General features: G+C 59.8%; 19 protein-coding genes. 9 read left to right on the top strand and 10 right to left on the bottom strand.

All coding sequences use genetic code 11. The features are described 5' to 3' along the window. Positions 1-82: 82 nt before the first annotated feature. The 3 genes from xylH to xylF are packed head-to-tail and all read right to left on the bottom strand — an operon-like array spanning position 83 to position 3792. The gene (gene xylH, locus B3797_RS08775; protein ID WP_311790889.1) at positions 83-1258 is read right to left on the bottom strand and encodes a xylose ABC transporter permease XylH; all 1176 of its coding nucleotides are present in this window, start codon (positions 1256-1258) and stop codon (positions 83-85) included. Continuing rightward, positions 1251-2771 carry a xylose ABC transporter ATP-binding protein gene (locus B3797_RS08780; protein WP_311790890.1) on the bottom strand — a complete coding sequence of 507 codons (1521 nt, stop codon included), beginning with the start codon at positions 2769-2771 and terminating at the stop codon, positions 1251-1253. The genes xylH and B3797_RS08780 overlap by 8 nt, the downstream gene beginning before the upstream one ends. A 28-nt stretch (positions 2772-2799) precedes the next feature. Next, positions 2800-3792, bottom strand: a complete 993-nt coding sequence (gene xylF / locus B3797_RS08785) for a D-xylose ABC transporter substrate-binding protein (RefSeq protein WP_311790891.1) — start codon at positions 3790-3792, stop codon at positions 2800-2802. A gap of 337 nt (positions 3793-4129) precedes the next feature. On the opposite strand from xylF, the gene xylA reads away from it, so the two are divergent. The 4 genes from xylA (at position 4130) to B3797_RS08805 (ending at position 8502) form a co-directional block, all read left to right on the top strand. Beyond that, positions 4130-5452 (top strand): xylose isomerase, encoded by a 1323-nt coding sequence (gene xylA, locus B3797_RS08790; protein WP_311790892.1) that lies wholly within the window; start codon positions 4130-4132, stop codon positions 5450-5452. 18 nt (positions 5453-5470) lie between these two features. Then, entirely contained in the window at positions 5471-6913 is a 1443-nt protein-coding gene (xylB, locus tag B3797_RS08795) for a xylulokinase (protein WP_311790893.1), read from the top strand. Between the two features lie 99 nt (positions 6914-7012). Beyond that, positions 7013-7552: an isochorismatase family protein gene (locus B3797_RS08800; protein WP_311790894.1), complete on the top strand. Its 540-nt coding sequence runs from the start codon at positions 7013-7015 to the stop codon at positions 7550-7552. Positions 7553-7569: 17 nt separating this feature from the next. After that, positions 7570-8502 (top strand): GlxA family transcriptional regulator, encoded by a 933-nt coding sequence (locus B3797_RS08805; protein WP_311790895.1) that lies wholly within the window; start codon positions 7570-7572, stop codon positions 8500-8502. On the opposite strand, the gene B3797_RS08810 is transcribed toward B3797_RS08805, so the two are convergent. Beyond that, a complete protein-coding gene (locus B3797_RS08810) occupies positions 8487-9482 on the bottom strand; it encodes an acyltransferase (RefSeq protein WP_311784360.1) in 996 nt (331 codons plus the stop codon). The two genes, B3797_RS08805 and B3797_RS08810, sit on opposite strands and share 16 nt — an antisense overlap. 192 nt (positions 9483-9674) lie before the next feature. On the opposite strand from B3797_RS08810, the gene glyQ reads away from it, so the two are divergent. Then, on the top strand, positions 9675-10586 hold the full coding sequence (gene glyQ, locus B3797_RS08815; protein ID WP_311784361.1) for a glycine--tRNA ligase subunit alpha: 912 nt from the start codon (positions 9675-9677) through the stop codon (positions 10584-10586). 9 nt (positions 10587-10595) lie between these two features. Next, the gene (glyS, locus tag B3797_RS08820; RefSeq protein WP_311790896.1) at positions 10596-12665 is read left to right on the top strand and encodes a glycine--tRNA ligase subunit beta; all 2070 of its coding nucleotides are present in this window, start codon (positions 10596-10598) and stop codon (positions 12663-12665) included. Between the two features lie 74 nt (positions 12666-12739). Here glyS and B3797_RS08825 read toward each other — a convergent pair whose 3' ends face one another. Genes B3797_RS08825 through fdnG form a run of 5 tightly spaced genes read right to left on the bottom strand, consistent with a single transcriptional unit; the run spans position 12740 to position 18890 of the window. Then, on the bottom strand, positions 12740-13351 hold the full coding sequence (locus B3797_RS08825; RefSeq protein ID WP_311784365.1) for a glutathione S-transferase: 612 nt from the start codon (positions 13349-13351) through the stop codon (positions 12740-12742). A 27-nt stretch (positions 13352-13378) separates the two neighbouring features. Next, a complete protein-coding gene (gene fdhE, locus B3797_RS08830) occupies positions 13379-14305 on the bottom strand; it encodes a formate dehydrogenase accessory protein FdhE (RefSeq protein WP_311790897.1) in 927 nt (308 codons plus the stop codon). Then, on the bottom strand, positions 14305-14946 hold the full coding sequence (gene fdoI, locus B3797_RS08835) for a formate dehydrogenase cytochrome b556 subunit (RefSeq protein WP_311784367.1): 642 nt from the start codon (positions 14944-14946) through the stop codon (positions 14305-14307). The genes fdhE and fdoI overlap by 1 nt, the downstream gene beginning before the upstream one ends. Beyond that, positions 14943-15827, bottom strand: a complete 885-nt coding sequence (gene fdxH, locus B3797_RS08840) for a formate dehydrogenase subunit beta (RefSeq protein ID WP_311790898.1) — start codon at positions 15825-15827, stop codon at positions 14943-14945. Before fdxH ends, fdoI begins: the two co-directional genes overlap by 4 nt. A gap of 12 nt (positions 15828-15839) precedes the next feature. Continuing rightward, positions 15840-18890 carry a formate dehydrogenase-N subunit alpha gene (gene fdnG / locus B3797_RS08845; RefSeq protein WP_311790899.1) on the bottom strand — a complete coding sequence of 1017 codons (3051 nt, stop codon included), beginning with the start codon at positions 18888-18890 and terminating at the stop codon, positions 15840-15842. 401 nt (positions 18891-19291) lie between these two features. Between fdnG and fdhD the strand changes: the two genes are divergently transcribed. The 3 genes from fdhD (at position 19292) to B3797_RS08860 (ending at position 22142) form a co-directional block, all read left to right on the top strand. After that, a complete protein-coding gene (gene fdhD, locus B3797_RS08850) occupies positions 19292-20107 on the top strand; it encodes a formate dehydrogenase accessory sulfurtransferase FdhD (RefSeq protein WP_409373370.1) in 816 nt (271 codons plus the stop codon). A 272-nt stretch (positions 20108-20379) separates the two neighbouring features. Beyond that, entirely contained in the window at positions 20380-20997 is a 618-nt protein-coding gene (sodA, locus tag B3797_RS08855) for a superoxide dismutase [Mn] (RefSeq protein ID WP_311790900.1), read from the top strand. Positions 20998-21179: 182 nt separating this feature from the next. After that, positions 21180-22142 carry a VirK/YbjX family protein gene (locus tag B3797_RS08860; protein ID WP_311790901.1) on the top strand — a complete coding sequence of 321 codons (963 nt, stop codon included), beginning with the start codon at positions 21180-21182 and terminating at the stop codon, positions 22140-22142. 8 nt (positions 22143-22150) lie between these two features. On the opposite strand, the gene B3797_RS08865 is transcribed toward B3797_RS08860, so the two are convergent. Then, positions 22151-22424 (bottom strand): YibL family ribosome-associated protein (locus B3797_RS08865; RefSeq protein ID WP_311790902.1); only part of this gene is annotated, 274 nt, incomplete at its 5' end.

The raw sequence follows: 22424 nt of genomic DNA on the forward strand, positions 1-22424 counted from the left end.
TCTCCTGAATCCCAGCGCAATGGATAGCATGGCCGGATGAACAGCAGAAATTGTTTGCGCCAGGTTGTGATCGCCGACGCGATTACACCCGGCGGCGCGTGGCGGTGTCCATCCACACTGCCAGCAGCAAAATCGCTCCTTTAACGATGTACTGCCAGAAGGTGGGCACATCCATCATGCTCATGCCGTTATCCAGCGAGGCCATAATAAAGGCGCCCATCACCGCGCCCGCAACCGAACCCACGCCGCCCGCCAGGCTGGTGCCACCGATTACGCAGGCGGCAATCGCATCCAGTTCGGCGATATTGCCCGCCGACGGCGAGCCAGCGCCGAGGCGCGAACTCAGGATCAAACCGGCGATCGCCACCATCACGCCGTTGATGGCGAATACCGCCAGCTTGGTACGCGCCACGTTAATGCCTGACAGCCGCGCGGCGTCCAGGTTGCCGCCGATAGCATAGATACGACGGCCAAAAGCGGTGCGCGTCGCCATAAACATACCGCCCAGCAGCAGCAAAGCCAGCAGCAGTACCGGCGTCGGCACGCCGCGATAGTCATTCAACAGCCAGATCGCGCCCAGCACCAGGACGGCGGTCAGCGCCTGACGCGCTACCGTACCGCCAGCGGCAGACTGGGTCAGTCCAAGCTGCTGACGGCGCAGCCGCAGCCGCCACTGCCACAGCATAAAGAGCGCCAGCCCGGCGATGCCGAAACCGAAGCCGACGCCGTCGGAGAGATAGCTCTGCCCGATCTGCGACATCGCAGGCGTGGTCGGCGCAACCGTTGTGCCGTTGGTGATCCCCACCAGAATGCCGCGGAACGCCAGCATTCCGGCCAGCGTGACGATAAACGACGGCACTTTGCGGTAGGCGACCCACCAGCCGTTCCAGGTGCCCAACAGCAGCCCCATCAGCAGCGTCACCGCTATCGTCAGCGGCAGCGGCCAGCCGAGCCAGACGTCGAAAATCGCCGCCGCGCCGCCCAGCAGGCCCATCATCGATCCAACCGACAGATCGATCTCCGCTGAAATAATCACGAACACCATGCCGACCGCCAGAATCCCGGTGATCGCGGTCTGACGCAGCAGGTTAGAGACATTGCGCGGGCTGAGCCAGGCACCGTCGGTGGTCCAGGTAAAAAACAGGGCGATAACCACAATTGCGCCCAGCATCACCAGCACCTGTAGATTAGGCAGCGAAAATTTACCCGGCGACGGCGCGCCCGGCAGCGTGCCCTGACGACTTTCGGTTTTAAGCATAATGTTCACTCCGCAGGGCCGCTTCCATAACTTGCTCCTGAGTCAGGTTGTTATTAATCAGATCGGCTTTGATCCGCCCTTCATGCATCACCAGAACGCGATCGCTCAGGCCCAGCACTTCAGGGAGTTCAGATGAGATAACGATCACGGCGATCCCCTGCTGCACCAGACTGTTGATCAGCAGATAGATCTCCTGACGCGCGCCTACGTCGATGCCGCGCGTCGGTTCGTCGAGGATAAGAATTTGCGGGTTCAGCAGCAGACATTTGGCGATAATCGCTTTTTGCTGGTTGCCGCCGCTCAGTCGGCCGATCGCCAGCTCCGGCGAAGAGGTTTTGACCCGCAGTCGCGCGATTGACGCGTTAATAACGTGCTGCTCGCGCGTCTCATCGAGCGGCGCAAAGCGGTGGCTGAAATGATCCAGCGCCGCCAGGGTAATATTTTTCCCGACGCCCATCAGCGGCACGATGCCATCTTTTTTGCGGTCCTCCGGCACCATCGCGATGCCCTGCGCAATCGCCTGCTGGCAGTCGCGGATCTGCACCTTTTTTTCGTTTATCCAGATATCGCCCTGCCAGCGGCCAGGCCAGACGCCGAACAGGCACTGAACCGTTTCGGTGCGGCCCGCGCCGACCAGCCCGGCGATGCCGAGGATTTCGCCGCGCTTCAGGCTGAAGGAGACGTCGTTGACGCGGCGCACCTGGCGGTTAACCGGATGCCAGGCGGTCAGATGTTCGACGCGCAGCACCGTTTCGCCGATAGTGTGTCGCTGATGCGGGTAGAGCGCGGTCAGCTCGCGTCCCACCATCATGGTGATGATGTCATCCTCGCTGAGCCCGGCGGCTGGCCGGGTGGCGATATGCTTGCCGTCGCGGATCACGCAGATGGTATCGGAGATCGCTTTAACCTCGTTCAGCTTGTGCGAGATATAGATGCAGGCGATGCCGTGATCGCGCAGGTTGTGAATAATGCTCAGCAGCACTTCGGTTTCACGCTCGGTAAGCGAAGAGGTCGGCTCATCAAGGATCAGCAGCCGCACCTGCTTGTTCAGCGCGCGGGCGATCTCGACCAGCTGCTGCTGTCCCAGCCCCAGGTCGCCGACCCGGGCGTCGGGCGAGACGTCGAGCTTCACCCGCGCCAGCAGCTGCTGGCAGCGCAGCGTCATGGTTTCGTCATCGACAATGCCGAAGCGGCCCAGCTCCGCGCCGAGAAAGATGTTCTCCATCACCGTCAGCTGGCGCACCAGCGCCAGCTCCTGATGGATAATCACAATGCCCTTGCGTTCGGTATCGCGAATGGTCTGCGCCTGAATCTTCTCTCCGGCGAACTGGATCTCTCCGTCGAACTCGCCGTGTGGGTAAAGCCCGCACAGGATTTTCATCAGCGTGGATTTACCCGAGCCGTTTTCGCCGCACAGCGACATGACTTCGCCGCTCTCCAGCCGCAGGCTGACGTTATCCAGCGCCTTCACCGCGCCGAAACGCTTGGTGATATTGTTCATTTCCAGCAGCATCGATCTCTCCTCTTCGCGGCGCGCGCGCTCAGAGCTCGCTCTGTTTATGGAAACCGTCTTTCACCACGGTGCTTTCGATATTCTCTTTATTGACCTGAATCGGCGTCAGCAGGCGAGAGGGCACCTCTTTCAGGCCGTTGTTCAGCTTGCCGTTGCTGGCGGGCGTTTTGCCGTTGCCCAGCTCAATAGCGATATTGGCGGCTTCGGTGGCGAGCTGGGTGATGGGTTTATAGACGGTCATGGTTTGCGTGCCGTTAATAATGCGCTTGATGGCGGCGAGATCGGCGTCCTGGCCGGAGATGGCGACTTTGCCCGCTAGCCCCTGTGCGCTCAGCGCCTGAATCGCGCCGCCTGCGGTGGCGTCGTTGGAGGCGACCACGGCGTCGATATGGTTGCTGTTGGCGGTCAGGGCATTTTCCATTATTTTCAGCGCGTTTTCCGGCAGCCAGGCGTCGACCCACTGATCGCCCACTATTTTAATGCTGCCGTTGTCGATGTAGGGTTTTAACACCTTCATCTGACCGGCGCGGAACAGGTGCGCGTTATTATCCACCGGCGATCCGCCCATCAGGAAATAGTTTCCTTTCGGCACCTGCTTAACAATACTTTCCGCCTGAAGTTCGCCGACTTTCTCATTATCAAACGATATATAAAAATCGATATCCGCGTTATTTATCATGCGGTCATAGGCCAGCACTTTAATCCCTTCGCGTTTCGCCTCGGCGACGACGTTGCTTAATACCTGGCCGTTATAGGGAATGATCACCAGCACATCGACGCCGCGGTTGATCATATTTTCAATTTGCGACATTTGCGTCTCTTCATTGCCGTTGGCCGACTGCACGAACACTTTCGCGCCCTGCGACTCCGCCTGCCTGACGAAGATGTCGCGGTCTTTTTGCCAGCGCTCAAGGCGCAGGTCGTCAATCGCCATACCGATTTTTACTTCTTTCGCTAAGCCAGCATGACTGACGAGCGCCAGCGCGGCGCAGGCGGCTAACAGCGTAAGTTTCATTTTCATGATTTTTATCCTGTAGGTAGAGGCTGTTGTCGTTATCGCATTGGTCCAGGCGAATGAATTGTTGACCTGAGCTTCCGCCAACTTCAATTACTGATTTTTATCCGGCGATTACGTTTTTTGGTTTATTTCTGTTTTTATGAGCGGGATCGAGATTTAACGTTTTTAAGAGGAGCGGAGGGCAGATTTAGCGGAAGTTGTTATTAATTTGCGAGCAGACGCACAAATAATAATTATCTCAATCTGGGTGTGAAATATCGTAATTGAGCCAGCAGAAAAGGCGCAAGCAATATAAAGGCTCACGGCCGACTGTCCGGATTTTCACGCTGAGGAGCGAAACATGCACGCCTATTTCGACCAGATCGAACGCGTTCGTTTTGAAGGGGTAAAGAGCACCAATCCACTGGCTTTTCGTCATTACAATCCTGACGAAGTTATTCTTGGCAAGACCATGGCCGAACACCTGCGTTTCGCCGCCTGCTACTGGCATACCTTCTGCTGGAACGGCGCGGATATGTTCGGCGTCGGCGCTTTTGACCGTCCGTGGCAAAAGAGCGGCGACGCGCTGCAGCTGGCAAAGCTGAAGGCAGACGTGGCGTTTGAGTTCTTCCACAAGCTGAACGTGCCTTACTACTGCTTCCACGACGTTGACGTCGCGCCGGAAGGGGACTCGCTGCGCAGCTATCAGGAAAATTTTGCGGTGATGACCGACAAGCTGCTGGAAAAACAGCAGGAGAGCGGCGTGAAGCTGCTGTGGGGCACCGCCAACTGCTTTACCCATCCGCGCTACGGCGCAGGCGCGGCGACCAGTCCCGATCCGGAAGTCTTCGCCTGGGCGGCGAGCCAGGTTTGTAGCGCCATGCAGGCGACGCAGACGCTGGGCGGCGAAAACTACGTGCTGTGGGGCGGCCGCGAGGGCTATGAAACCCTGCTTAATACCGATCTGCGCCAGGAGCGCGAACAGATTGGCCGCTTTATGCAGATGGTGGTGGAGCACAAACATAAAATCGGCTTCCAGGGCACGCTGCTCATCGAGCCGAAACCCCAGGAGCCGACCAAACATCAGTATGATTATGACGTGGCGACGGTTTACGGCTTTCTGAAGCAGTTTGGCCTGGAAAAAGAGATCAAGGTGAACGTCGAGGCGAACCACGCCACGCTGGCGGGTCACTCGTTTCATCATGAGATCGCTACCGCCATCGCGCTGGGTATTTTCGGCTCGGTGGATGCCAACCGCGGCGACATACAGTGCGGCTGGGATACCGACCAGTTCCCGATCAGCGTCGAAGAGAATGCGCTGGTGCTGTACGAAATTATTAAAGCGGGCGGCTTCACTACCGGCGGGCTGAACTTCGACGCCAAAGTGCGTCGCCAGAGCACCGACAAATACGATCTCTTCTACGGCCATATCGGCGCGATGGACACGATGGCGCTGGCGCTGAAGGCAGCGGCGCGTATGGTGGAAGCGGGCGAGCTGGACAAGCGCGTGGCGCAGCGTTACAGCGGCTGGAATGGTGAGTTCGGCCAGCAAATCCTGAAAGGAGAATTTTCCCTCGCTTCGCTGGCGGCGCATGCTCAGCAGCAGCAGTTTAATCCGCAGCATCACAGCGGTCGCCAGGAGCAGCTGGAAAACCTGGTAAACCACTATCTTTATGATTTCTGAGATAACCGGGAGTAAGGCATGTATATCGGGATCGATTTAGGCACGTCCGGGGTCAAGGTAGCGCTGCTGGACGCGCAGGGGCAGGTGGCGGCGGTAAGCAGCGCGCCGCTGCAGGTGTCGCGTCCGCACGCGCTCTGGAGCGAGCAGGATCCCGAAAGCTGGTGGCTGGCGACCGATCGGGCGATGCAGGCGCTGGCGCAGCAGCACAGCCTGAGCGAGGTCAGAGCCATCGGCCTGAGCGGTCAGATGCACGGCGCGACGCTGCTGGACGCCGCGCATCAGGTACTGCGCCCGGCCATTTTATGGAATGACGGACGCAGCGGCGAACAGTGCCGCGAGCTGGAGCAGCGCGTGCCGGAATCGCGTCAGATCACCGGCAACCTGATGATGCCAGGCTTTACCGCGCCCAAATTGCTGTGGGTGCGGCAGCATGAACCGGAGATTTTTCAACGGGTGGCGAAGGTGCTGCTGCCAAAAGATTATCTGCGCTGGCGGCTGAGCGGCGACTTCGCCAGCGACATGTCCGACGCGGCGGGCACGATGTGGCTGGACGTGGCGCGGCGCGACTGGAGCGACGTTATGCTCGACGCCTGCGGGCTGACGCGCGACCAGATGCCGCAGCTGTTCGAAGGTAACGCCATAACCGGTTCGCTAAGCCGCGAGATTGCGGCGCGCTGGGGCTTGCCGCCGGTGCCGCTAGTGGCGGGCGGCGGCGACAACGCCGCGGGCGCGGTGGGCGTTGGGATGACCGAGCCAGGGCAGGGCATGCTGTCGCTCGGTACCTCCGGCGTCTATTTCGTGGTAAGCGACGGCTACCTGAGCAACCCGCAGCGCGCGGTGCACAGCTTCTGCCATGCGCTGCCGCAGCGCTGGCATCTGATGTCGGTCATACTCAGCGCCGCCGCCTGCCTCGACTGGGCCGCAGCGCTGACCGGCTGCGCAGACGTGCCGCAGCTGCTGGCGGAAGCGGAGCGCGCCGATGAAAGCGCGCCGCCGCTGTGGTTTCTGCCCTATCTTTCCGGCGAGCGCACGCCGCACAACAACCCGCAGGCGACAGGTGTCTTTTTCGGCCTGACGCATCAGCACCGTCGGCCAGAGCTGGCGCGGGCGGTGCTGGAAGGGGTCGGCTATGCGCTGGCGCAGGGCATGGATGCGGTGCACGAGTGCGGCGTCACGCCCTCCAGCATTATGCTGATCGGCGGCGGCGCGCGCAGCGCGCTGTGGCGGCAGATGCTGGCCGATATCAGCGGTCAGACGCTCGATTACTGTCAGGGCGGTGAAGTCGGCCCGGCGCTGGGCGCGGCGCGTCTGGCGCAGCTGGCGATCGAACCGCAGGCGACGCTGCCCGCCTTAACGCGGGTGCAGCGCCATCAGCCTGATGCGGCGAACCATCAGCGCTATCAGCCGCTGCGCGACACCTTTGCTCGTCTCTATACGCAGCTTGCGCCGTTGATGCAGTAAGCCTGTCCCGCGCTGTCGCTATCCTGTCCCGATTTGGCCTTCCTGCTGTGCTCCAGGCCCGTCATGATGGGCCTGGGTTCATATCTCAGGAGGCGCAAAATGGCGCAGGCAGCTCTGTTGGTAATTGATGTTCAGCAATCTTTTCTCCACCGTGATTTCTGGCAGGAAGATGACTTTCCGGCGTTTCAGCGCCACATCAGCGCGCTGATCGCAGGCTGCCAGGCGAAAGGGATCCCGGTGGTGGACGTGTTTCACGTCGCGCCGGAAGGCCCCTTCGCACTGGCGTCCGGCTGGGTGAAGCGAATGGAATTTTTGCAGCACAAGGCGACGCTGAGCGTCCAGAAACGGGTTCACAACGCCCTGACCGAATCGGGTCTGCTGCCCTGGCTGAACGAGCAGGCGATCGATACGTTGATTATCAGCGGCATCCGCAGCGAACAGTGCTGCGAAACCATTGCGCGCGTGGCGTCCGATCTCGGTTTTAAGGTACTGTTTGTCAGCGAAGCGACCCTGACTTTCCCGATGACGCACAACGGCATTACGCTCAGCAGCGCCGAGCTTATTCACCGTACCGAAACTGTGCTGGTCAACCGCTTTGCCGAGATAGTGAGCGTGGAAGCGTGCCTGGCGCGCGTCTGACAACAAGGAACGCCGCAATGCCGCAAACCGTCCTGTTTCTTACCCTGCCCGGCGTGATGGCGCTCGACCTGACCGGACCGGCGGAGACGCTGCGGCTGGCGGGAGATCGCTTTACGCTGCGCTATATCGGCCCGCAGGAGGCCGTTTTAAGCTCCACGCAGATGACCATCGCCGGCATCGAGCCGCTGCCGGAAAGCCTGCCGCCCGACAGCCTGCTGGTGGTGCCGGGAGTTTATGATTCTGCAGTTTGGTTCGCTACGCCGCAGGCGGAGATGGCGCGGCGCTGGCTGCAACGACAGCAGCCGCTGCTGCGCGCGCAGCAGTTTTCCCTTATCTGCGTCTGTTCCGGCGCGCTGCTGGCAGCAGAGGCCGGTTTGCTCGACGGCGTGCAGTGCACGACCCATCACGATGTGCTGTCACGCCTGAAATCTGCCGCGCCCGCCGCGCTGGTAAAGGAGAATCGCGTCTTTGTCGATGACGGCAATATCTGGACCAGCGCAGGTATCACCGCCGGGATCGACCTCTCCTTACACCTGATTAACCGGCTGTGCGGCGCGCAGATCGCGCTGGAGGTGGCGCGTGACATGGTGGTGTGGTTCCGCCGCTCCGGCGACGATCCGCAGCTGTCGCCCTGGCTGCGCTATCGCAATCATCTGCACCCGGCGATACACCGGGCGCAGGACGTGATGATCGCGCATCCCGAGCGCGGCTGGTCGCTGGAGGATCTCGCCGCACGCGTTCACGTCAGCGGCCGCCATCTGGCGCGCCTGTTCCGGCAGCATCTGGGTATCAGCGTGCGTGAATACCACGAGCAGCTGCGGCTGGGCATCGCGCGCCAGCGCCAGCAGCAGGGCGAAGGCGCGGAAAAAGCGGCGCTGGCGGCGGGTTTCTCTTCGGCGCGCCAGCTGCGACGCGCCCGTGACCGCTGGCGCGATCAACTTACCCAGTGACGCTTATCGAGACGCTGAAGACCCATCGCCAGCAGCAGACTGCCCCCCAGCGTCACGCCGAACACCCAGGGGAGATCGAGCAGCGGCCGCGACATATCGTCATAGTGGCGGGTGCGCAGGAAGTGGATAAAGAGCGCGTGAAAGCCGTAGATCGGCAGCGAATAACGAGAAAGCGTGCCGAGCACCGGCAGCGTCCGGGCGCTCAGCGCATTCTTGAACAGCACCAGCAGGCTGATGGCGGCGATAAACACCAGCGGGCCGCAGTAGAGATACCAGCGATCGTTGAACGCGCCGTTGGCGATCAGCGCCTGTTTTGTTCCTAACGTAATGCCGATAACGCAGGCGATGAACAGCCCCGCCGCCAGCGGCGTCACGCCGCGTTTTTCGGTTTCCATGGTGCCGATAGCGCGTCCCAGCAGGGCGTAGAGCAGGTAATAGATGCTGTCGCCGCTGACGTAGAGATTCACCGGTAGCCAGTGAAAGGGGCCGACCGCCTGATCCACCGTGTTCGGGTTCGCCAGCACCGCCAGCACCAAAACCAGCAGCGTCACATAGCGCGCCTGCACCGCTTTCACCTGAATCAGCGGCGACAGCAGATAGATGCCAATCAGCGCAAAGAAAAACCACAAATGATAAAACACCGGCTTTTGCAGCATCTTCAGTAGCGAGCGCCCCTCGCTGATGGGCGTCAGCCAGGTGATATAGGCCAGCGCGACCGCGCTGTAGAACAGCAGACAGAGCACCAGCCGCAGCAGATGGCGCGGCTGCGCGCTGCGTTCGCCGAAGAACAGGTAGCCGGAGATCATAAAAAAGAGCGGCACGCAGACGCGCGACGCTGAATTAAGCAGGTTGGCGATATCCCACCAGTGACCGGTCACCGCCATCGGGCCGGTGATATACCAGGTGGTGGTATGGATCACGATCACCATCAAACAGGCGACCGCGCGTAAATTGTCGATCCAGCAAATCTTTTGCGACATCGGGTCCTCTTGCGCATCACATTAGTGCGAAGAAGGGTAGACAGTCGCGATGCGCGCGACAACTTTTCGCGTCAGGATTCGGAGCCGTCTGGCGACGCGACGCCCGGCAGGATTTCCGGCTGCACATCGCGCGGTCAAAGGGTATACTGTCGCACTCTTTTTTCATCTACCCGACTCGCGTGCGAAATCATCATGCAAAAGTTTGATACCAAAACCTTTCAGGGCCTGATCCTGACATTGCAGGATTACTGGGCGCGTCAGGGCTGCACCATCGTTCAGCCGCTGGACATGGAAGTGGGCGCTGGCACTTCACACCCTATGACCTGCCTGCGCGCACTCGGACCAGAGCCGATTGCCGCAGCCTACGTGCAACCGTCGCGTCGACCTACCGACGGCCGCTACGGCGAAAACCCGAACCGCTTACAGCACTACTACCAGTTCCAGGTGATCATCAAGCCGTCGCCGGACAACATTCAGGAGCTGTATCTCGGATCGCTGAAAGAGTTAGGCATCGATCCTACTGTGCATGATATTCGCTTCGTGGAAGATAACTGGGAAAACCCGACGCTGGGCGCCTGGGGTCTCGGCTGGGAAGTGTGGCTCAACGGCATGGAAGTGACGCAGTTTACCTACTTCCAGCAGGTGGGCGGCCTGGAGTGTAAGCCGGTGACCGGCGAGATCACCTACGGCCTTGAGCGACTGGCGATGTATATCCAGGGCGTTGACAGCGTTTACGATCTGGTCTGGAGCGACGGCCCGCTGGGTAAAACCACCTATGGCGACGTGTTCCATCAGAACGAAGTAGAGCAGTCCACCTACAACTTCGAATACGCCGACGTCGATTTTCTCTTTACCTGCTTCGAGCACTACGAGAAAGAGGCGCAGCAGCTGCTGGCACTGGAAAAACCGCTGCCGCTGCCGGCCTATGAGCGCATCCTGAAAGCCGCGCACAGCTTTAACCTGCTGGACGCGCGCAAGGCGATCTCCGTGACCGAGCGCCAGCGCTATATTCTGCGCATCCGCACCCTGACCAAAGCCGTGGCTGAAGCCTACTACGCCTCCCGCGAGGCGCTGGGCTTCCCGATGTGCAATAACAACAAGTAAGAGGCAGCCATGACTGAAAAAACGTTTCTGGTGGAAATCGGCACCGAAGAGCTGCCGCCGAAAGCTTTGCGCAGCCTGGCCGAAGCCTTTGCTGCACAGGTAACCGCCGAGCTGGATAGCGCCGGTCTGGCACACGGCGAAGTGCGCTGGTATGCCGCGCCGCGCCGTCTGGCGCTGAAAGTGGCTAAGCTGAGCGCCGCGCAGCCCGATCGCGAAGTCGAAAAACGCGGCCCGGCCGTGTCCGCTGCCTTTGACGCCGACGGCAATCCGACCAAAGCGGCGGAAGGCTGGGCGCGCGGCAACGGCATCACTGTCGATCAGGCTGAGCGCCTGAGCACCGATAAAGGCGAATGGCTGGTTTACCGCGCGCAGGTGAAAGGCGAATCCGCCCAGTCGCTGCTGCCCGGCATGATTGCTACCGCGCTCGGCAAGCTGCCGATCCCGAAACTGATGCGCTGGGGTGCGAGCGACGTGCAGTTTGTGCGTCCGGTGCACACCGTGACGCTGCTGCTGGACGACGAGCTGATCCCGGCCACGATTCTCGGCATTGAAGCAGGACGCACTATTCGCGGTCACCGCTTTATGGGCGAGCCTGAGTTCACCATCGACCACGCCGACCAGTATCCTGACATCCTGGAAACGCGCGGCAAAGTCATCGCCGATTACGCAGTGCGTAAGGCGCAGATCAAAGCCGATGCGGAAGCGGCGGCGCGCCAGCTGGGCGGCAATGCCGACCTGAGCGACAGCCTGCTGGAAGAGGTGACCTCGCTGGTCGAGTGGCCGGTCGTGCTGACGGCAACCTTTGAGGAGAAATTCCTCAAGGTGCCGGCGGAAGCGCTGGTCTACACCATGAAGGGCGATCAGAAGTATTTCCCGGTCTACGACGACGCGGGCAAGCTGCTGCCGAACTTTATCTTCGTCACCAATATCGAATCGAGCGATCCTCAGCAGATTATCGCCGGTAACGAGAAGGTCGTGCGCCCACGTCTGGCGGATGCTGAATTCTTCTTTAATACCGACCGTAAAAAGCGTCTGGAAGATCATCTGCCGCGTCTTGAAACCGTACTGTTCCAGAAAGAGCTGGGCACGCTGCGCGACAAGACCGACCGTATTCAGGCGCTGGCGGGCTGGATCGCCGCGCAAATCGGCGCGGACGTGAATCATGCGACGCGCGCCGGTCTGCTCTCCAAATGCGACCTGATGACTAATATGGTGTTTGAGTTTACCGACACCCAGGGCGTGATGGGGATGCACTACGCGCGTCACGACGGCGAAGCTGAAGATGTGGCGGTGGCGCTCAATGAGCAGTATCAGCCGCGCTACGCCGGCGACGATCTGCCCTCTAATCCAGTGGCCTGCGCGCTGGCGATCGCCGACAAAATGGATACCCTGGCGGGCATCTTCGGCATCGGTCAGCATCCGAAAGGCGACAAAGATCCGTTTGCGCTGCGCCGCGCCGCGCTGGGCGTGCTGCGCATCATCGTAGAGAAGAACCTGCCGCTCGATCTGCAAACCCTGACGGAAGAAGCGGTGCGTCTGTACGGCAGCAAGCTGAGCAACGCCAACGTTGTAGATGACGTCATCGACTTTATGCTGGGCCGTTTCCGCACCTGGTATCAGGAAGAGGGCCACAGCGTCGATACGCTGCAGGCAGTGCTGGCGCGTCGTCCGACTCGCCCGGCTGATTTCGATGCGCGTATGAAGGCGGTGTCGCACTTCCGCACGCTCGACGAAGCGGCGGCGCTGGCGGCGGCGAACAAGCGCGTCTCCAATATTCTGGCGAAATCGACCGAAACGCTGAATGAGTGCGTGCAGGCGTCGCTGCTGAAGGAGAACGAAGAGATCCAGCTGGCGACCTTTGTTACCGCGCTGGGTGACAAACTGCAGCCGTACTTCGCTGAAGGTCGCTATCAGGATGCGCTGATCGAACTGGCGCAGCTGCGCGAAGCCGTCGATAACTTCTTCGACAAAGTGATGGTGAACGCCGACGATCAGGCGGTGCGGGTGAATCGCCTGACGCTGCTGGCGAAGCTGCGCGAGCTGTTCCTGCAGGTGGCGGATATTTCGCTGTTGCAGTAAGCGGTTTATGTAATGAAAAAAGGGACGAGAAATCGTCCCTTTTGCTTTTAGGCGAACATCATCGTCACAGACCGCTAGGCAGCCGGCGGTGCGGTGCGCGCAAAGCTTTCGCGCTGGAACAGATTCTCCGCCAGCTTCACCAGCGCCGGGCGATCCACGCACCAGTTCGGCACCACATGACGGAAGTTGATGTAGCCGATCATGCAGCCCGTGGCGATATCGGCCAGATTAAGCGTGCCGCTGTTTAGCAAGCGTCCTTCCGCCGCAATCGTTTCAAGCTTATCCAGCCCGCGCAGGATTTTTTCCCGGTGGCGCGTCAGCACCTCAGTGGACTGCTGCTCCGGAGCGCGCAGCTTCTCGCGCACGATAATGCTGGCGCAGTCGCTGACGCCGTCCGCCAGACGCTCAACCTGGCGAATATGCAGCGCCAGCCAGGCGTCGTCCGGCAGCAGCGCGGGCGCATCGCCGCGCAGTTCCAGATACTGTGCGATGATTGAGGAGTCGAACCAGGCCTGCTGCTGATCGTCAATCAGCGTCGGCACCTTGCCCAGCGGATTATGGAGCGAGACGTGGCTATCGGGGCTGTAAGGCGCATCGTTAACGAATTCAAATACAATGCCTTTTTCCAGCAGAATGACCGATATTTTTCGTACAAATGGGCTGGTATAGCTGCCGATCAGTTTCATCACTCTTCTCCGCCATCAAAGGGTTAGTCAGCTCTCATCGGGAAAAAGAAAGGGATTCAGGCTGCTGCGGGAGAACCCCTCCTGCTCCATGCGCGCATCCAGCACCAGCGAGGCGAGATCGTCTGCCACCGGCTCCAGCGCCGGATCCTTTTCCTGATAAAGCATCTTCAGATAGGTGCCGCAGTCGCCGCAGCTCTCTGCTTTCACCGACGCCTTCTCGCTGTCCAGCGACCAGTAGTGCAGATCGCGCGTCTGCTCGCAGTTGCTGCACTTGCTGCGCGCCACATACCATTCGCTTTCGCACAGGTTGCAGTGCAGATAGCGCAGCCCTTGCTGCGTGCCGAGATGCACGACGCTTGTGACCGGTATGCTGGCGCACACCGGGCAGAACTGCCGCTGTTCGCCATATTCGGCGCGCGCTTTGCCCGGGATCAGCGCCGCCATCTGCGCCCAGTAAACCGACAGCGCGGCCCAGATAAAGGGCGCTTTATCACTGCTGACCAGCGCGAACTCGCCCGCCAGCAGCGCGCTGGCCAGGATTTCCAGCTCGCCCGCGGCGGTTTTTTCCAGATTCTCCAGCACCGCCAGCGCCTGGCCGGTCATCTCCGGCTTCAGCTCGGCGATAAGCGAGTGCAGCAGACGCTGCCAGTGCCCATCGCGCGGCAGCGTGTGAATATCCAGCGGTGGTTTGCCCTCGGCGGCGCTCTGCACCAGACGATCGTAGAGATCCTGGTGCAGCGGATGGTCATACAGCACGATCTCCTGCGCCTGCGCGATCTTGGCGGCGAAACGCAGATAGTCGCCAAGGGGATTCTTTGCCGCCAGCTCGCGCAGGCGCGCGGCGCGGCGGCTATAAAGATTTTTCAGCCGTGGAAAAAGTAACGGCGGAATGGTATCCGCCGTGGTTTTTTCGCTCTTCTCCAGCTGGTCTTGGGGGATGATGCGAATACTCATCAGGGGCGTTTTTCCTGTTGTAGTGAGCGGTTACGCTGCTCGCGGTACCAGCGGGGATGGTGCTTCTTCGCCCAGGCGGAGCTTACCCAGCCTTCGACCATCGCCGTAATGGTGCCTTTAACCCACAGCGCCGCATAAACGTGCACCATGATCACCAGAATCAGGCCCACGGCGGAGAGAGAATGCACCAGCAGCGCCGCGCGGATCAGCGGGATGCTGAAAGCACCAGCAAACCAGGGACGCCAGATCGCTACGCCGCTGAGCAGAAGCAGCACTAAGCTGATGATAGCAGCCCAGAACACACACTTCTGGCCAAAATTATAGCGGCCAGTATCGCCGACCTCTTCATTAAGGGCAATTTTGTGGATATTGCGCGCCCACAGCAGGTCCTCTTTATCCAGCAGGTTGTGATGCCAGTAGCGGAAAAACATCAGCATAAAGGCGACGAACATGGTTACGCCGATAAAGGGGTGCAGGATGCGCGCCAGCTGCGGCGTGCCCAGCACATTCAGCAGCCAGTTGAAGGAGGGAAAGAGAAAACCCAGTCCGCTCAGGGCCAAAAGCACAAAACAGAAGGCGACAATCCAGTGGTTGATACGCTCCGGCGCGCGGTAACGTATGATGCGATCGCTTTTTTTCATTCTTCCTCTTCCTTATGCTGCTCCTCTTCGACCCGATTCGGGCCTACACCGACATAGTGAAACACCGAGGCGGCGAAGGTGGCGGCAAAACCTATCGCCGCCAGCGGTTTCCAGATCCCTTTCCAGAAGGTTACGGTCGGGCTGATGCCGGGATTCTCCGGCAGCCCATGATAGAGCTGCGGCTTGTTGGCATGGTGCAGCACATACATAACGTGGGTGCCGCCAACGCCTGCTGGATCGTACAGACCGGCGTTTTCAAAGCCGCGCGACCTGAGGTCGGCGACGCGCTCCGTCGCCAGCTGCTGCATCTCCTCTTTACTGCCGAAGTGGATCGCGCCGGTCGGACAGGTTTTGACGCAGGCGGGTTCCTGACCCACGTTGACCCGATCGACGCAGAGCGTGCACTTATAAGCGCGGTTATCCTGCTGGCTGATGCGCGGGACGTTAAACGGGCAGCCCGCGATGCAGTAGCCGCAGCCGATGCAGTGATCGGACTGAAAATCGACGATGCCGTTGGCGTACTGCACGATGGCGCCCGCCGAAGGGCAGGCTTTCAGACAGCCGGGATCGGCGCAGTGCATACAACCATCTTTGCGGATCAGCCATTCCAGGCGGCCGTTCTCTTCCACTTCCGAGAAGCGCATAACCGTCCAGGCTTTAGCATCAAGATCGGTCGGGTTGTCGTAAATGCCGATATTGTGTCCAACCTCGGCGCGGATATCGTTCCACTCCGAGCAGGCGACCTGACAGCCCTTACAGCCGATGCAGGTGGTGACGTCGATCAGCTTGGCAACCTGCTGCCTGTGATCGCGCGCCTGCGGCGCTGGCGTGAGGGAACTGGTCGCGGAGCGACGAATAATATCCTGTGTGGAGTAATCCATGTTCGTTCTCCGTTACGCCTTTTCCACTTTCACTAAAAAACCTTTATATTCCGGCGTTTGCGAGTTAGCGTCGCCCACCGACGGCGTCAGCGTATTGGCGAGGAAGCCTTTGCGCGTCGTGCCTTCAAAACCCCAGTGACAGGGGATGCCGACGGTATCGACCGGTTTGCCGTCAATGTGCAGACGCTGGAGACGTCGCGTTACCACCGCTTTGGCTTTGATATAGCCGCGCTGGGAGGTGACCTTAACGCTGTCGCCCGCCTTGATGCCTTTCTCCGCCGCCAGCTCTGTACCAATCTCTACAAACTGCTCCGGCTGCGCGATGGCGTTCAGCAACGCATGTTTCGTCCAGTGGCGGAACAGTTCGGTGATGGAGTAGGTGGTCGCGACGCAGGGATAATCGGCCGCCTCGCCCAGCTGTGCGGCGTCGCGCGTAAAGAGGCGCGCCACCGGACTATGGCTCTGCTGCGGATGGAGCGGATTGGCGGCCAGCGGACTCTCCATCGGCTCATAGTGCTCAGGAAAAGGCCCGTCAGCCATTTTATCGAGCGCGAAGAGATGACCCAGACCGTCCGGCTGCATGATAAAAGGCCCGGCCTGCTGCTGCGGCGCCATCGTCAGCGGATAGTCCGGCACGTCGATGCCCTGCCAGCGCTGGCCGTCCCACTCGATCAGACGGCGATCCGGGTCCCAGGCTTTGCCCTGTTCGTCGGCGGAGGCGCGGTTGTAGAGAATGCGGCGGTTCGCCGGCCAGGCCCAGGCCCAGCCGGAAACCGCGCCCAGGCCAGAGGGATCGGCGTTATCGCGGCGCGCCATCTGGTTGCCCTGCGGCGTCCAGCTGCCCGCATAGATCCAGCAGCCGCTGGCGGTGCTGCCGTCGTTACGCAGTTCGGCGAACGAGCTAAGCTGCTGGCCCTTTTTCAGCAGCAGTTTGCCGCTGGCGTCGTAAACATCCTGTAGGGCGCGACCGTTGCTCTCCTGCGCCACCTCTTCCGGCGAGGGATCGGCGGGATTGCTGTAGTCCCAGCGCATCGCCATTAGCGGTTCCGGCGCGACGCCGCCTTCCTGACGATAGAGTTCGCGCAGGCGTAAAAAGAGATTGCCGAGAATTTTGCCGTCGTGCAGCGCTTCGCCCGGTGGCTCCGCGGCGGCCCAGTGCCACTGCAGCCAGCGCGACGAGTTGGCGACCGAGCCATCCTCTTCGGCGAAGCAGGAGGAGGGCAGACGGAACACCTCCGTCGCTATCTGCGCGGGATCGACGTCGTTGAATTCACCGTGTGGCTGCCAGAAGCTGGCGGTTTCGGTGCTGAGCGGATCGATCACAACCATATACTTCAGGCGTGAGAGGGCGCGGCACGCTTTATTTTTATCGGGAAAGGCGGCCAGCAGGTTAAAGCCCTGAATAAGGGCGCCGTTTATTACGCCCTGCTCCATCATCTCCGCCTGGGCCATGCAGTCGTAGCTCTTGTCCCACTTGGGTAGCCAGTCGTAGCCCCACTGATTCTCCGCCGTGGCGTTATCGCCGTAAAAGCACTTCATCAGGCTGATAAAGAACTTATCGGTGTTCTGCCAGTAGTTGACCTGGCCCGGCAGCGACGCGACGGGCGTCGCCTTTTGCAGGTAGTCCGCCAGCGTCGCCATCTTCTCCGACGGCAGCGGCAAGTAGCCCGGCAGGCTTTGCGACAGCAGGCCGAGATCGGTATAGCCCTGCACATTAGAGTGGCCGCGCAGCGCGTTAATGCCGCCGCCCGGCATGCCGATGTTGCCCAGCAGCAGCTGGATCATCGCGGCGGTGCGAATAATCTGCGAGCCATTCGTATGGTGCGTCCATCCCAGCGCATAGAGGATGGTGGCGGTGCGGTTGGGCGCGCTGGTGGTAGCAAGCTGCCGACATATGGCGAGGAAGGTCTCATGCGGCGTGCCGCACAGGCGCGTTACCATCTCCGGGGTATAGCGGCTGGCGTGCGCCTTTAGCAGATTCAACACGCAGCGCGGGTGACTAAAGCTGTCGTCGCGGCGCGCGTGGCCGTTCTCATCCAGCTCATAGTGCCAGCCAGCGCGATCGTACTGGCGCGTCGCCGCGTCATAACCGCTGAACAGGCCCTCTTCGAAGCTGTAGCCGTCGCTGACGATCAGCGCGGCGTTGGTAAAGGCGCGCACGTACTGTTGCTGGATCTGATTGTGCTGCAACAGATAGTTGATGACCCCCATCAGGAACACCACGTCGCTGCCCGCGCGTACCGGCGCATAGAGGTCCGCCACCGAGGCGGAGCGGTTGAAGCGCGGATCCACGACAATCACCTGCGCGTTATTGCCTTTCTTCGCCTCGATTACCCATTTAAAGCCGACCGGGTGCGCTTCTGCCGGATTGCCGCCCATGATCAGCACCACGTCGGCGTTTTTGATGTCGTTCCAGTTATTGGTCATCGCGCCTCGGCCGAAGCTGGGCGCCAGCGCGGCGACCGTCGGGCCGTGGCACAGCCGGGCCTGGTTCTCCAGCGCGACGATGCCGAGCGCGCGGGCGAACTTATGGTCGAGCAGGCCGGTTTCATTGCTGGCGGCCGACGAGCAGAACATGGCGGTGGTCGGCCAGCGGTTGACCGTAACGCCCGCGGCGTTGGTCTGCTGGAAGTGAGCGTCGCGATCCTGCTTCATCAGGCGGGCGATGCGCTCAAAGGCCTCCTGCCAGCTGATGCGTTGCCATTTGTCGCTGCCTGGCGCGCGATACTCTGGATACTTCAGCCGCTGGTCGCTGTGGATGTAGTCGAGCACGCCAGCGCCTTTGGGGCAGAGCGAGCCGCGGCTGACCGGATGATCCGGATCGCCTTCTATATGGTAGATAGCGGCGCTGGCATTTTTAGCGCCGTCGCCGAGGCTGTAGATCAGCATGCCGCAGCCGACGGAACAGTAAGTGCAGTTATTGCGCGTCTCTCTGGCGCGAATGAGCTTATATTCCCTGGCGCTGGCTAATGCGGTTTCCGGGGCAAAACCCAGCAACGCCGCGCTGGTTCCCGCCATGCCGCCAGCGCAGATTTTGAAAAAACTCCGTCTGGTAATTTGCATTTTCTTTCTTCTTTTATTGGCTCCATTGCGAAGCTATGCAAAATAACAATCCTGACTGCGCCTTATTTGACGGGGGTCAATAAGTTAGCCTTTAGTAATGCTTTTTTTAAATTCTGTTTAAATCCTTTTAGAGATGAGTCGCTTTATCCGCCTGTTTTTCGGCCAGCGATAAAAATATATTCCGTAATTAAAACGGTTGTTAAAGCGCAACGGAAAACCATTCTCATTCCCGCGACTAAGGCGCGCCGCATCGGCATCGGCTATCTTTTCACCGCATAATTTGTATAGCGGTTTTTTTGCGCTACAGAAGACAACAGGGCAAAATTAGCCGCGTGGCTGCGCCTGTGCGGCAGCGCACACTTTAATTTCTTGTTAATAACAGGTCGTAATCCTTGAACGTTATCCCGCAAACCACCGGCGAAAATTTAACAACTCAGACCGGCGCCAGCGAAAGGCTGGTGTGGCAGCGCGCCGATCTCACCGTCGCGCAGCCCGACTGGCTGGCAGACGAAGTGCCCGTCGCCCTGGTTTATAACGGCATCTCCCACGTAGTGATGATGACCACGCCAAAAGATTTAGAGGCGTTCGCTATCGGCTTTTCCCTCTCGGAAGGCATTATTGACGCGCCGGGCGATATCTTTGGCCTGGACGTGGTGCCGGGCTGTAACGGCATCGAGGTGCAGATTGAGCTTTCCAGCCGTCGCTTTATGGCGCTGAAAGAGCAGCGTCGCGCGCTGGCGGGACGGACGGGCTGCGGCGTATGCGGCGTTGAGCAGCTGGAGCAGATTGGCAAGCCGGTTCAGCCGCTGCCTTTTACTCAGACCTATGATCTGGCGCAGCTGGATCGCGGTCTGAGCCAGCTCAAAAATTATCAGCCGGTGGGCCAGCAAACCGGCTGCACCCATGCGGCGGCCTGGCTACGCCCTGACGGGGAGCTGGCGGGCGGCTGCGAAGATGTGGGCCGTCACGTCGCGCTGGATAAGCTGCTCGGCTATCGCAGCCGCGCGGAGTGGGGCGACGGCGCGGTGCTGGTCTCCAGCCGCGCCAGCTATGAAATGGTGCAGAAGTCCGCCATGTGCGGCGTTGAGATCCTGTTCGCCGTCTCAGCGGCGACGCGTCTTGCCGTGGAAGTAGCGGAACGCTGCAACCTTACGCTGGTGGGCTTTAGCAAACCGGGACGCGCCACGGTTTATACTCACCCGCAGCGCCTGCGTTAGCGGGGCGAAGCGGCTCCTGTTACTGCCCTGTGACGAAACAGGGACGCGGTTGCTGGCCGCGCTTAATGCATTACCGGTAACGCTGAGGCCGCACAGCAGTACCGGCAGTCTGTAAAAACAACAGGTTGTTTATAACAGATTTATCAAAACCTTATGTTTAATAGGGCATTGATTACCCTTTTCCGGATCATGAATTTAACTATAATGGTTCGACTGCTTACGCGGCACGCCATCGGGCGCCGCCGCCCAAATATGAAATGGAGAGGAAGAACATGAGTTATTCACTGCCATCTTTGCCTTACGCCTACGACGCACTGGAACCGCACTTCGACAAGCAGACGATGGAAATCCATCACACCAAACACCACCAGACCTACGTTAACAACGCTAACGCCGCGCTGGAAGGTACCGAATTCGCTGACCTGCCGGTTGACGAGCTGATCACCAAACTGGATCAGGTTCCGGCAGACAAAAAAACCGTGCTGCGCAACAATGCCGGCGGTCACGCTAACCACAGCCTGTTCTGGAAAGGCCTAAAAACCGGTACCACGCTGCAGGGCGACCTGAAAGCGGCTATCGAAAAAGATTTCGGCAGCTTTGAGAAATTCCAGGAAGAGTTTGAGAAAGCTGCTGCTACCCGCTTTGGTTCAGGCTGGGCGTGGCTGGTGAAAAAAGGCGACAAACTGGCTGTAGTCTCTACCGCTAACCAGGACAACCCGCTGATGGGCGAAGCGATTTCTGGCGCGTCAGGCTACCCGATCCTGGGCCTGGACGTGTGGGAGCACGCCTACTACCTGAAGTATCAGAACAAACGCCCTGACTACATCAAGGCGTTCTGGAACGTGGTGAACTGGGACGAAGCCGCAGCGCGTTTCGCCTCTGCAAAATAAGTTTGTCCGTTTAACAGCAAAAACCGGTGAAGCGATTCGCCGGTTTTTTTATGCCTGTAAAAGCAATAATTAAACCGCAGCTAAACATGCGCGCAGTTGTTTTTTAACCTTTCACGATATTAACCTTCCGTTGAATTTCACGCAGGTAGGCTAAATAACATTCCACAAGAGAATGTTACATCATGTCTATTATAACTACTCCTGCGCCGGCTCTTGAGTCGTCGGCTTCGCTGTTTTTTCGGTTAGTCAGCGGAAAATATATCCCTAATAAACTGTGGTTGAGTAAAGGTTTTCGCCTGAAGTTCGCCCTGAGAACCCTGGTGTTTCCCGTGACGACGCTGCGTTATCTTAACCAGCTTTCTCAGCTGCCCGATTTGCATCAGGTTATGAGCGTGCAGGGCTTATTGCCCGCTAAGCTGCATCGTCCCTATTTGCGTGCCGGGATCAGCGTGGCGGCGCGCGCGCAGGCGATCCTTGACCACTATCAGCTGGTCGCGGCTTTGCAGAATCCCCGGCTGCGGCAGCTGCTGCAAAGTCCCGGCGATAATCTGCTGGCGACGCTGCGCGGCAAAAATGATGAAACCTTCGAGCTTTTCTCCTGCCCGGGACGTTTCGATCGCGAAGGCGAAATTACGCTGGTGCTGCACTACCAGCATGAGGCGATCGCCTCGCTCTCTTTTTCGCTGATGAACGAAGCGGGCCAGCGCACCTTGCTGATCGGCGGTTTACAGGGGCCGCGCAAACATATCTCTAACGAGGTGATCCGCGAAGCGACGAAAGCAGCACACGGGCTGTTCCCCAAACGCATCGTTATGGAAGTGGTGTGTATGCTGGCGCAGCACTGCGCGGCGGAGAAAATCGTCGCCGTCGGCGATACCACGCATGTGTTTCGCAGCCTGCGCTATCGCCACAGCAAGAGCGACTATTTCTTTGCCAGCTACAGCGAGTTCTGGACATCGCTCGGCGGCGAAGCGCGCAAAGATGCGCTCTATGCGCTGCCGCTCAGTATGCCGCGCAAAGCACTGGAGGAGATCGCCAGTAAAAAACGGGCTGAGTATCGTCGACGTTACGAACTGCTTGATGCGCTGGCGCAGCAGGTATCAGCTGCCGTCGGCCAGCGCGGAGAGGATCAGGCGGCCGCCTGATCCCAGGCTCAGAACGGCTTCTTCGCGAAGCCGGTCATCACCTTCAGACCCATTTCGCGGCCCAGCGCGGTCATCGGATGCACGACCACCAGGCCGCGCACGCTCTTCTTCAGCGTGCCCATGTCGGCCTGCTCTTTTTTGGTAATCTCGCGGCTGAACGGCAGATTTTGCAGCTTCTGCGCCTCCTGGCTCAGCTTGTCGTCGCGCTTGTCGCGCAGACGCTCGATCTCCGTAACCAGCGTCTCTTTCTCTTTCAGCAGCGCGCCCAGCTTCTCGGCGTCG

The sequence above is a fragment of the Pantoea sp. UBA5923 genome, assembly GCF_002431095.1.
Lineage (GTDB): Bacteria > Pseudomonadota > Gammaproteobacteria > Enterobacterales > Enterobacteriaceae > Pantoea > Pantoea piersonii.